At 72.6% G+C, this 10328-nt stretch carries 11 protein-coding genes and 1 tRNA gene; 3 read left to right on the top strand and 9 right to left on the bottom strand.

Features of this window, described 5'->3' with window-relative positions:
* The 3 genes from VGD85_RS13165 to VGD85_RS13155 form a co-directional block, all read left to right on the top strand.
* On the top strand, positions 1-2731 hold a 2731-nt coding region (locus VGD85_RS13165; RefSeq protein ID WP_331063893.1), incomplete at its 5' end, for an alpha-amylase family glycosyl hydrolase.
* A 90-nt stretch (positions 2732-2821) separates the two neighbouring features.
* Positions 2822-3025, top strand: a complete 204-nt coding sequence (locus VGD85_RS13160) for a hypothetical protein (protein WP_331063892.1) — start codon at positions 2822-2824, stop codon at positions 3023-3025.
* A gap of 49 nt (positions 3026-3074) precedes the next feature.
* Positions 3075-4088, top strand: coding sequence for a LacI family DNA-binding transcriptional regulator (locus VGD85_RS13155; protein ID WP_331063891.1), 1014 nt, complete (start codon positions 3075-3077; stop codon positions 4086-4088).
* A gap of 36 nt (positions 4089-4124) precedes the next feature.
* On the opposite strand, the gene VGD85_RS13150 is transcribed toward VGD85_RS13155, so the two are convergent.
* The 9 genes from VGD85_RS13150 to VGD85_RS13110 form a co-directional block, all read right to left on the bottom strand.
* Positions 4125-4271 carry a DUF1059 domain-containing protein gene (locus tag VGD85_RS13150; RefSeq protein WP_011753691.1) on the bottom strand — a complete coding sequence of 49 codons (147 nt, stop codon included), beginning with the start codon at positions 4269-4271 and terminating at the stop codon, positions 4125-4127.
* 62 nt (positions 4272-4333) lie between these two features.
* Positions 4334-5995, bottom strand: coding sequence for a sensor histidine kinase (locus tag VGD85_RS13145; RefSeq protein ID WP_331063890.1), 1662 nt, complete (start codon positions 5993-5995; stop codon positions 4334-4336).
* An 81-nt stretch (positions 5996-6076) separates the two neighbouring features.
* Positions 6077-6499 carry a DUF3788 family protein gene (locus VGD85_RS13140; protein WP_331063889.1) on the bottom strand — a complete coding sequence of 141 codons (423 nt, stop codon included), beginning with the start codon at positions 6497-6499 and terminating at the stop codon, positions 6077-6079.
* 41 nt (positions 6500-6540) lie between these two features.
* Positions 6541-6891 (bottom strand): VOC family protein, encoded by a 351-nt coding sequence (locus tag VGD85_RS13135; RefSeq protein ID WP_331063888.1) that lies wholly within the window; start codon positions 6889-6891, stop codon positions 6541-6543.
* Between the two features lie 117 nt (positions 6892-7008).
* On the bottom strand, positions 7009-7212 hold the full coding sequence (locus tag VGD85_RS13130) for a hypothetical protein (RefSeq protein WP_331063887.1): 204 nt from the start codon (positions 7210-7212) through the stop codon (positions 7009-7011).
* 141 nt (positions 7213-7353) lie between these two features.
* On the bottom strand, positions 7354-7668 hold the full coding sequence (locus VGD85_RS13125) for a metalloregulator ArsR/SmtB family transcription factor (protein ID WP_331063886.1): 315 nt from the start codon (positions 7666-7668) through the stop codon (positions 7354-7356).
* Positions 7665-8138, bottom strand: a complete 474-nt coding sequence (locus VGD85_RS13120) for an SRPBCC family protein (RefSeq protein WP_331063885.1) — start codon at positions 8136-8138, stop codon at positions 7665-7667. Before VGD85_RS13120 ends, VGD85_RS13125 begins: the two co-directional genes overlap by 4 nt.
* A gap of 31 nt (positions 8139-8169) precedes the next feature.
* The gene (locus VGD85_RS13115) at positions 8170-9384 is read right to left on the bottom strand and encodes an MFS transporter (protein ID WP_331063894.1); all 1215 of its coding nucleotides are present in this window, start codon (positions 9382-9384) and stop codon (positions 8170-8172) included.
* A gap of 461 nt (positions 9385-9845) precedes the next feature.
* Positions 9846-9918: transfer RNA gene (locus tag VGD85_RS13110), tRNA-Arg, on the bottom strand.
* Between the last annotated feature and the right edge of the window lie 410 nt (positions 9919-10328).

The following is a 10328-nucleotide window of genomic DNA, read 5'->3' as shown; positions in this document are numbered from 1 at the left end:
GGCCGGCGCCGCGCCCGGTGCCGCGGCCGGCGAGAGCCCCGGCCGGCACGCCGCCGACCGGCATCCGGCCGGCTACGCCCGACACGCGCCGCGGCCGGGGGTGACCGGGCAGGACTTCTACTTCGTGATGGGCGACCGGTTCGCCAACGGCGACCCCAGCAACGATGAGGGCGGGTTGACCGGCGACCGACTCACCACCGGCTTCGACCCCACGTCCAAGGGCTTCTACAACGGCGGCGATCTCGAGGGCCTGCGCTCGCACCTGGACTACATCCAAGGCCTCGGCACGGACGCCATCTGGCTGACCCCGATCTTCAAGAACAAGCCGGTGCAGGTCGAGGACGGGCCGTCGGCGGGCTACCACGGCTACTGGATCACCGACTTCACGACCGTCGACCCGCACCTGGGCACCAACGCGGACCTCGCCGCCCTGGTCGACGACGCCCACGACCGCGGCATGAAGGTCTACTTCGACATCATCACCAACCACACCGCCGACGTGATCGGCTACGACGAGGGCGACCGCACGGCGTACGTCTCCAAGGACGCCGAGCCCTACCGCGACGCCGCGGGCAACCCGTTCGACGACCGGGACTTCGCCGGCACCTCGAGCTTCCCCGCCCTCGCCCCGGCCACGTCGTTCCCCTACACGCCTGAGCTCGACCCGGACGAGCAGGACCTCAAGGTGCCGGCCTGGCTCAACGACGTCACGAACTACCACAACCGCGGCAACACGACGTTCACCGGCGAGGACAGCCAGTACGGCGACTTCTTCGGCCTCGACGACCTGTTCACCGAGAAGCCCCAGGTCGTGGACGGGATGATCGACATCTACCGCACCTGGGTCGAGGACTTCGACATCGACGGCTTCCGCATCGACACGATGAAGCACGTCGACGACGCCTTCTGGCAGCGGTTCGGCCCCGCGATGGAGCGGATCGCCGCGGCCGACGGCAACCCCGGCTTCTTCATGTTCGGGGAGGTCGCCCTCGACGGCAGCGACGCCGCCGCCAAGGCGTTCACCTCGCACTACACGACCGCCGACAAGATGCAGGCCGTGTTGGACTTCCCGTTCCAGGACGCCGCGCGCACCTTCGCCTCGCGCAGCGGGAACAACCAGGCGCTGGCCCGGTTCTTCGCCAACGACGACTGGTACACCGACGCCGACTCCAACGCCTACGAGCTGCCGACGTTCCTGGGCAACCACGACATGGGCCGCATCGGGCACTTCCTGAAGGCCGACAACCCCGGGGCCGACGACCTCGAGCTGCTGCGCCGCGATCGGCTCGCGCACGAGCTGATGTACCTCTCGCGGGGCAACCCGGTGGTCTACTACGGCGACGAGCAGGGCTTCACCGGCGACGGCGGCGATCAGCTCGCTCGGCAGTCGATGTTCGCGAGCCAGGTGCCGGAGTACCAGGACGACGCCCAGATCGGCAGCGACCGCACGGGCGCCGACGACAACTTCGTCACCGACTCCGAGACGTACGAGATGATCAGCACCCTCGCCGACGTCACGGCCCCGCGCCCCGGTCTGAGTGACGGCGCGCAGCAGGTCCGCTTCGCCTCGGACGGACCGGGGATCTTCGCGTTCTCCCGGTTCGACCGGCACCGCGACGTGGAGTACCTGGTCGTGCTGAACAACAGCGAGGAGACCGCCAGCGCGACGATCCCGACGTACCTGCACTCCGGCGCCTTCACCAGGGTCTACGGATACGGGGGGCCCTACACCCCGCGGACCCGGGCCGACGGCACGCTGGAGATGCGGATGCGCGGGCTCGCAAGTGCCGTCTACGTCTCCACCAGCCGGATCCCCCACCCGCAACGGGCCCCGCGGATCACGCTCCGGCGCCCGGCGCCGTCACCGGTCTCCTGGGGCCGGATGCACGTGAGCGCCCGGGTCTCCGGGTCCGCGTTCGCCGAGGTGACCTTCCAGCGGCGGGTGGGCAGCCACGGCCGCTGGCGCACGATCGGCGTGGACGACTCCAGGCCGTACCGGGTCTTCGACGACGTCACCGCGCTGTCCCCCGGCCGGCGGGTGCAGTACCGCGCCGCGGTCCTCGACACCGCCGACCACCGGCGCGGCACGGGCGTGCGCACGACCCGGGTGCCCCGCACCCAGGTCCGGATCAGCGCGCCCGCCGACGGTGGCACCGTCACCAGCATCGACCCGGTCGCGGTGGCGGCGACGCTCGACCCCGAGCGGCCACTGCAGGCGGTGGAGTTCGAGCGCAGCGTCGCCGGCGGGCCCTGGACGAGTCTGGGCACCGACAGCTCGGCCCCGGCGTACACGGTGACCGACGACGTCTCGCACCTGCCGCTCGGCACCCAGGTGCGCTACCGCGCGATCCTGAGCGAGCGGGGCGTCGTGCAACGCACGAGCGCGCCGGTGACGGTGACGACGGCCGAGCCGGCGCCGGCGGTCGACTCGGTGACCGTCGCCGGCGACCTGCAGTCCGAGCTCGGCTGCCCCGGCGACTGGCAGCCCGACTGCGCCGCCACGCACCTGACCTTCGACAAGACCGACGGGCAGTGGCACGGCACCTTCACGCTGCCGGCCGGCGACTACCAGTGGAAGGTCGCGATCGACGACTCCTGGGACGTCAACTACGGCGCCGGCGGCGCGGCGGGTGGGAGCAACCTGCCCCTCAGCGTCCCGGCCGGTGGCGGCAGCTATGTCTTCACCTGGGACCAGGTCACCCACGAGCCGTCGGTGGCCCCCGCCGGCTGAGCCTCCGCAGCCAGGGCCACTTGACCGGTAAAGCCGGACGCGCTACTGTATCGGTACAGAACCGAAACCTCCCGTCCCCAGGATTCCCTGATGAACGACCTGATGGCCGGCGACCTCGCCACCCGCCTCACCCAGCAGCACCTCCACAGCGCCCGGCCGGACGCCCCCGTCGTGGCCGAGCACGCCCCCCGCGCCGCGCGCGCCCGCACCCTCCGGGCCGGGCTGGCCGCCGAGCTCCGGACCGTCGCCCGGTGGGTCGAGCCCCGCCCCGCCAAGGCCTGCCAGCCGAGCTGACCGCGTCGTGAGCGCACCGGCTCGGCCGACCCGCGATACTGGGTCTGCCATGGCCAAGGTGACCCTGCAGTCGATCGCCGACCGAGTCGGCGTCAGCCGGATGACGGTCTCGAACGCGTTCTCGCGCCCCGACCAGCTCTCGGCGGAGCTGCGCGAGCGGATCCTCGCGGCCGCCGACGAGCTGGGGTACGTCGGCCCCGACCCGGCCGCCCGGGCGCTCGCCCGGGGCCGCAGCGGCTCGGTCGGGCTGCTGCTCAACGACCGGCTGCGCCAGACCTTCGAGGACGCGATCGCCTCGGAGTTCTTCGCCTCCGTGGCCGACGCGCTCGCCGACAACGGCCTCGCGCTCACGCTGCTGACGCCCAGCTCCCGCGCCGGGTTCGTGCCGTCCCGGGACGTGGCGATGGACGGAGCGCTGGTGTACATCTGCGAGCCCGACTCGACCGACCTGGCCTGGCTCGACCGTCGGGGCCTGCCCCAGGTCTCGGTCGACCAGAACAAGCGCGAGGGCGTCGCGAGCGTCAACGTCGACGACCGGAGCGGCGCCCGCGCCGCGGCCCAGCACCTGGTCGACCTGGGCCACCGCTCGGTCGGCATCCTCACGCTCTCGACGTCCGAGGGCGACCTCTCGCACAACTTCCCGGCGCGAGAGCGCATGCTCGGTTGGCGCGCGGCCCTGGACGCGGCCGGCATCGAGCCGATCGTGGCGAGCTGCCCCTACCAGCCGACGACCGCCGCCCGCGAGGCCGCCCGGGAGCTGCTCGAGCGGCCGGACCGCCCGACCGCCGTCGTGTGCTTCTCCGACGCGTTCGCCGCGGGCGTCCTGCAGGCCGCCGAGGAGCTGGGGCTCGAGGTGCCCGCGGACCTCTCCATCGTCGGCTACGACGACAGCCCGCTGGCGTCCTACAGCCGACCGACGCTGACGACCGTCCGCCAGGACGTCGCCGTCAAGGGACGCGCCGCCGTCGACGCGATCATCGCGACGATGGCCGGCGAGCCGGCCCCCGACGTACTCCTCCCGACCTCGCTGGTCGTCCGCGAGAGCACCGCCCCGCCAGCCTGAGCCTCGAGGCTGAGCTCGGGACGGCCGGGAGCGCCGTCAGGTGGCGATGAACAGGATCTCGTCGCGGCCGTACTCCATGCCGGGGTGCTCGGCCGCGAGGTGCTGCTGGGTGAGCTCGACGAGCTCGTCCTCATCGGCGCCCGTGATCGTCGTGCCGCACGGGCAGGTCAGCCGCGTCTTCATGCCCCCACGATAAGAGCGGGGTGCCCGCGGCGCCCACCCCTCGTCGCGGTGGTGGTACGCCGTCAGGCGGCCCGGGCCCCGCGGGCGAGGACCGGCAACCGCACGACGAACTCGCTGCCCCGGCCGACCTCGCTGGCGACGTCGATCCGTCCGCCGTGACTCTCGACGATCGTCTTGGAGATGCTCAGCCCGAGGCCGACGCCCTGGATCGCCGACTCGGTGGCCGCCCGGGTCCGGTAGAAGCGCGTGAACAGGCGAGCCCGCTCGGCGGCGGAGATGCCGATCCCGTTGTCGGCGACGCGCAGCTCGGCCCAGGCGCCGTCGGTGCGCAGATCGACGTTCACCCGCCCTCCGGAGGGCGTGTACTTGATGGCGTTCGAGAGCAGGTTGTCGATCACCTGCCCGATCCGCTCGCCGTCGGCGACCAGCAGGACCGGTCCGCCGACCTCGTGCGTGAGCTCGAGGCCGCGCGCTGCGGCCTCCGGGCGCGCCGTCTCGACACTCGCGCAGGCGATCGTGGCGAGGTCGACCTCGGTGCGGCTGAGCCGCAGCAGGCCGTCCTCGTGGTGCGCCTCCTGCAGGAGTGCCTCGACCAGCGCCGTGAGCCGGACGGTGTTGCGCTCGACGACGCGCAGCTGGGCGGCCGCCTGCGCGGGCAGCGCGGTGTCGTCCTCGAGCAGGATGCTGACGTACCCCGCGATGGAGGTCAGCGGGGTGCGCAGCTCGTGCGACACCGTCGCGACGAACTCGGCCTTCACCTCGAGCGCCCGCATCAGCTCGGTGATGTCCGCGCTCGCGAGTGCCGCACCCACGAACTCGCCGGCTTCGTTCTCGGCGCGGCGCGCCGAGACCGAGAGGGCGCGCCGCGTGCGCGGGTCCGCCCCGGCCCAGACGCGCAGGTCGTCGAACTCCTCGCCACGCGCCGCGCGGGCGCTCGGCACCTCCTCCGGCAGGAGCCGGGTCCTGCCGTCGGCCGCGAAGAGGTCCCCGGGCCAGGGCCGGCTCCGGTCGGGGAAGCTCAGGGAGACGAGCTCCTCGAACCGGCGGTTCATGCCCACCAGCTCACCGTCGGCGTCGATCAGCATCAGCCCGACGTTGACGGCGTCGAAGACCTCCTGCGAGGTCTGGCGCTCGGCCTCCAGCATCCGGAGCGCGCGGGCCAGGCTGCGCTCCCCCTCCTCGGCCCGCTGCCGGGCCCGGCTCGCGAGGTCGAGGCTCGCGGAGATCGCGAGGGCGCCGAGCCCGGCCACGATCGGCAGCGGGATCAGGCGGGACAGGGCCTCGCCGTCGAGGCCGTGCGCCAGGAGTGCGGGCGCGGTGACCAGCGCGAACGTCGCCGCCACCGCGAGGTACACGCCACGGATCCGGTGCTGGCTGCCGAGCCAGAGCGCCGGGAGGACCACGAGCAGCCCGACGCCCCCGTCCTCGGGGCTCAGCGAGCTGACCCCGACCGCCACGAGGTCGGCCAGGGCGAGCAGGGTGATCGCCCGGTTCGTGCGCTTCCGCTCGGGCAGGCAGAGGATGACGATCAGCAGCAAGATCGCGAGGGTGGCACCCCGCAGCGGCCAGTTGCCGGGGCCCAGCGGCACCCCGCCAGCGCGCCGCAGCAGCCGGTCGAGCACGACGAGGAGCGTGAATCCAGCCTGCAGCACGCGGGGGTCCGGCTCGCCGTCGATCCACAAGAGGATGCGCAGCGAGCGTCGCAACGCCTCCCTGCGGTCCATCGCCACCCCCTACGCCCAGGCCGCACGGGCCCACCTCACGCGGGACCTATCGGCGCGCGGAGTGCGGACCTGAGTCCGCGCTCACCGACTGCGGAGCCTCGCCGCCACCACCTCGGCGGCGGCGTCCGCGTCCTCGCGGGTGCGGACCTCGACGACGACCGGCAGCAGTCGGCCGGTCAGGTCGGCGCTCGAGGCGCGCACCGCCTCAGGCACGGGGAGCGCCGCGAGGGCGGCGCGGTGCCGCTCGGCGAAGTAGCAGGTCACGGTCGCGCAGTCGTCCCAGACGGCCAGCCAGGCGACGTTCTTGCCGCGACGGATCGCCGGACAGAGCCAGCCGCCGTCGCGGTAGTGCCGCCACGACAGCTCGAGGCCGAGGCCGGGGTCGCCGAGCAGTCCCTGGAGGCGCTCCCAGCCCGGAGTGGCGGCTCCCAGCGTGGCAGCGATCAGGTCGGCATCCGGCGTGACCCCGGGATCGATCAGGACGGGAACGCGACGTTCCGGCACGCCGCCAGCCTAGTGACGTGCCCGGTCGCGGTGTCCGCCGGTCAGCGCGGCAGCGGCCGGTAGAACACCAGCCCGTTGCCCTTGTTGTCGTAGACGACGGCGCGGCGCTCGTGCGCGTCGTCGTACGGCGCTTTGACGATCGCGCCACCGCTCGCCTCGACGGCCTGCGCGGCACCGTCGACGTCCTCGGTCCGCACCCCGACGACGGTCGAGCCGGGCAGCGGGTGGTCGATCGCGGTGGCCAGGGCCAGGGTGATGGAGCCGCCGTCGAGCGCCGCGTAGTGCGTGCCGTCACGGAACTTCAGCGCGAAGCCGAGCGCCTCGTAGAACGCGATCGACGCGTCGAGGTCGTCGGTCGACAAGATCACGGTGCGCACCTGGCGCTCGGTCATGGGCCTTCCCTCCATCCGGGCATCGCTCGGCGCATCGCGGGGCGCCGGGACCACCGCGCGCAACGTAGCAGGTCGGACGTGTGCCCCTGCGCGGCGGCGGCGCGGTCCCACGACCAGTCACGGGCAGGTCCGCGGCGACCCGGTGGGCTCGATCCGCTGTGCCAGCCCGTGCAGCGCTCGGGCCGCTCGGAGACGGATCGCGGTGCTGCGTGGAGGACGGATGCGGGTGTCGGGTACGACGGGGGCGTCCGGCCGGGCGCTCTCGAGCTCGTGGCGGGTCAGCGCCAGGGCGAGGATGGCGGCGTTCGGGTCCAGGTTCATGATCTCTCCTCGGGCGCCGGGTGTCCCGGCACCGGTCTCGGGCAGCGGAGTGCTGCTGACGTGCCGCAGGAGCTCGTCGGCTCGGCCCAGGCGTGGGATGCGGTCGCGCCGAGACGTGACCGCGTCCGGCTGGGCCGGCGGCTACATGTCCTCCGCGATCTCCTTGATCGCGGCCAGTCGGCGCTCCCAGGCGGCGCCGACGGCGTCCAGCCGTCGTGCGGTGGCACTGAGCTCCGAGCCCAGCACCCGGTAGCGCAGCTCACGCCCCACGCGCACCGGCTCGACCAGCCCGACCCTCTCCAGGACGGCGAGGTGCTTGGCGATGGCCTGCCGACTCACGGGGAGCCGGGTGGCGAGCGACGAGGCCGAGGCGTCGCCCTCCCCGAGGGCGGTCAGGATGCTCCACCGGGTCGAGTCGCCCAGCGCGGCGCACACGTCGACCAGCGTGTCGGTCATCGGGACGCCTCGAGCAGGACGACCAGCTTGTCGAGCTCGCCGTCCCAGCCTTCACGATGGTCGTCCAGCGTCGTGGCGGGATCGGACAAGGCCTCGAAACCGGACTCGACCACCGTGAGCTGAGTGCCCTCGCCGACCGGCTCGAGGGTGAAGGTGAACACGGTGGACGGCCTGGCGTCGAGGTCGTCGCTCACGGTGGCGTCGGTCTCGTCGTTGGCCCACCGGTAGGAGACCATCCGCGGTGGATCGATCTCCTCGACCCGGATCGGGATGGCGGGGCCGTCGGGCCAGGTGATGGTGCCCTGCACGCCCACGGCATCGCCGGGCAGCACCATGTGCCCGAACCACTGGGAGATTCGTTCCGGCTCGGTCACGGCCCGCCACACCTTGTCCACCGACGCGGCGATGCGGATCGTACGGCGCACGGCGAGGGCGTCCTGGTCGACGACGGACCTCGGGTTGGTGGTCATGTGGGTGGATCCTTCCTCTGGGTTGGTCAGGTCAGGCGGCCAGGGCCGGGGACGCCGGGACGCCCTCCGCCCGGCTCGGGGCAGGGTGGAAGTGGCGCGTGGCCAGGGACACGGTGACCGCGGCGGCGGCCAGGACCGTTCCCGTGACGACAGCTGCGGCGATCCCCCAGCGGTCGATGGCGAGACCGCCGAGGAGGGCACCGGCGGCGTCGCCGCCGCTGGCGGCCGACGCGGGCAGCGAGGCGGCAAGCGCGCCGCCGGGCCCGGCCAGGCTCATGACCCGGGTCTGCACCGCCGGCGCGAGCCCCATCGCGAACAGCCCGATGCCGATCACGGCGAGGAAGGCGACCACTGCGTGCGCACCGAAGACGTACAGGAGCGACAGCGACCCCGTCAGGCCGACCGTGCCGACGAGCAGGGTGCGGACGGCGTGGACATCGGCGAAGCGTCCGCCCGCAGCCGAGCCGACGGTGGTCGCGACCCCGAAGGCGAGCAGGAAGGCCGCCACCGCGGAGCCGGAGACCTCCGCGATCCCCCCGAGGTAGGGCACCAGGTAGGTCAGGGCCGACTGAACGCCGGCGAAGACCAGGCAGCACAGGGCCAGCACGGCGAGCACCCGCGGCGCGAGGGCGTGCCGGACCTGGTCCCTCGCCCGGACCCTCCGTGCCGCTGGGACCGCCGGAAGGGTGAGGTAGGCCGCCACGAGGACCGCGAGACCGACGCCCGCGATCGCGAGGAACGATGCCTGCCACCCCAGGCGCTGGCCCACCAGCGTTCCCAGCGGGAGGCCCACCGCGCTCGCGGCCGCGAACCCGGAGATCACCGTCCCCATCGCCCGACCGGCGCGCTCGGGCGGCACGACACCGGCCGCCGCGGTGAGTGCGGCCGCGATGAACAGCCCCTGAGCCGCACCCACGCCGACCCGGGTGGCGACGAGGAGCCGATAGTCCGGCACCAGCACCGGCACCAGGTTGAGGAGCACGAACAGTGCGGTGGTGGCGACGAGTACGCCGCGACGATCCATCGGCGCGGTGATCAGTGCCAGGACCGGGCCACCGAGAGCCACGCCGAGCGCGTAGGCGGTCACCAGCACACCGGCCGCCGGGATCGAGATCGCCAGGTCGGCCGCGACCAGGTCGATGATGCCCATGACGAGCATCTCCGCGCAGCCCATCGCGAACGCCCCGGTGAACAGCACCGTCAGCACGATCCCCGCACCGGCGCGGGCCCCGATGATCGGACTCATGAAGATCACCCCTGCTCCTCGACTGCAATCACACGGTTGCATATCGCGGGGCGGATAGCAACCCTTTGGTTGCAGTATTCGCTTCGCGAGCGACATCGCGAGGCCGGCATCGAGACGCGTTGGCGGCGCCGGCCCGAAGGCGGAGGCGGAGGCGGTCCGGGCGGCGATCGCCGACGCCGAGCCAGGCGGTGGCCTTCTCGCGCCGCCCCAGCGCGCACCCGGGCGCAGGCGATCGCGGATCCAGGTCTGGGACCCTCGTCGGTCTCAACTGGAGGTTCGGCACGGACTCGTCCAGACGCAGCAATTGCAGGCGCGCCGCGGCACGACCACCATGCTCGCCACTCACGATCCCGACCTGGCCGCAACCTGCGACCGGACCATCCACATCAAGGATGGTCAGGCGAACTGATCAGGCGAGTTGATCCGGCGCCGGGTGCCGACCAAGCGCCGTGTCCGTTCTGCGCGCCCGTAGGGATTCGAACCCCAAACCTTCTGATCCGTAGTCAGATGCTCTATCCGTTGAGCTACGGGCGCTCCGCCCCGCGTCAGCGGGACCCCGTGAGGATAGCCGACCCGGGCCCTCGGCTCAGAATCGGGCCGATGTCGGGCGGCACCGCCCAATGCGACCGCGTGAATTCACTCAAGTCCCATGAGTCACACCGGTGTGTTTCGTTGACTTTTGTCTAAAACAGTCACACCAGTCACATTTTCGTTGAAGACTCGTGCCCCATGCGTTGCCTGCGTCGAGCCATCACCACGGGAGCGGTCGCTGTCACCCTGGGCGTGACAGCGGCCCTCCTGGGGCCGGTCGCACCCTCCGTCGACGGCCTCCTCGCTCCTGCCAGCCACACCTCGGGGACGCTCTGCTCCGGCTATGCCGGCTGCAAGGCGGAGGGGCGCGGGTCGGCGGGGTACGCCCAGCGCAACGACCGGATGTACTGGCA

Origin of the sequence: Nocardioides sp., assembly GCF_036401255.1 — a bacterium.
GTDB lineage: Bacteria > Actinomycetota > Actinomycetes > Propionibacteriales > Nocardioidaceae > Nocardioides.
The sequence above is the reverse complement of the archived record's forward strand: the minus strand, read 5'-3'. Positions and strand labels throughout refer to the sequence as shown.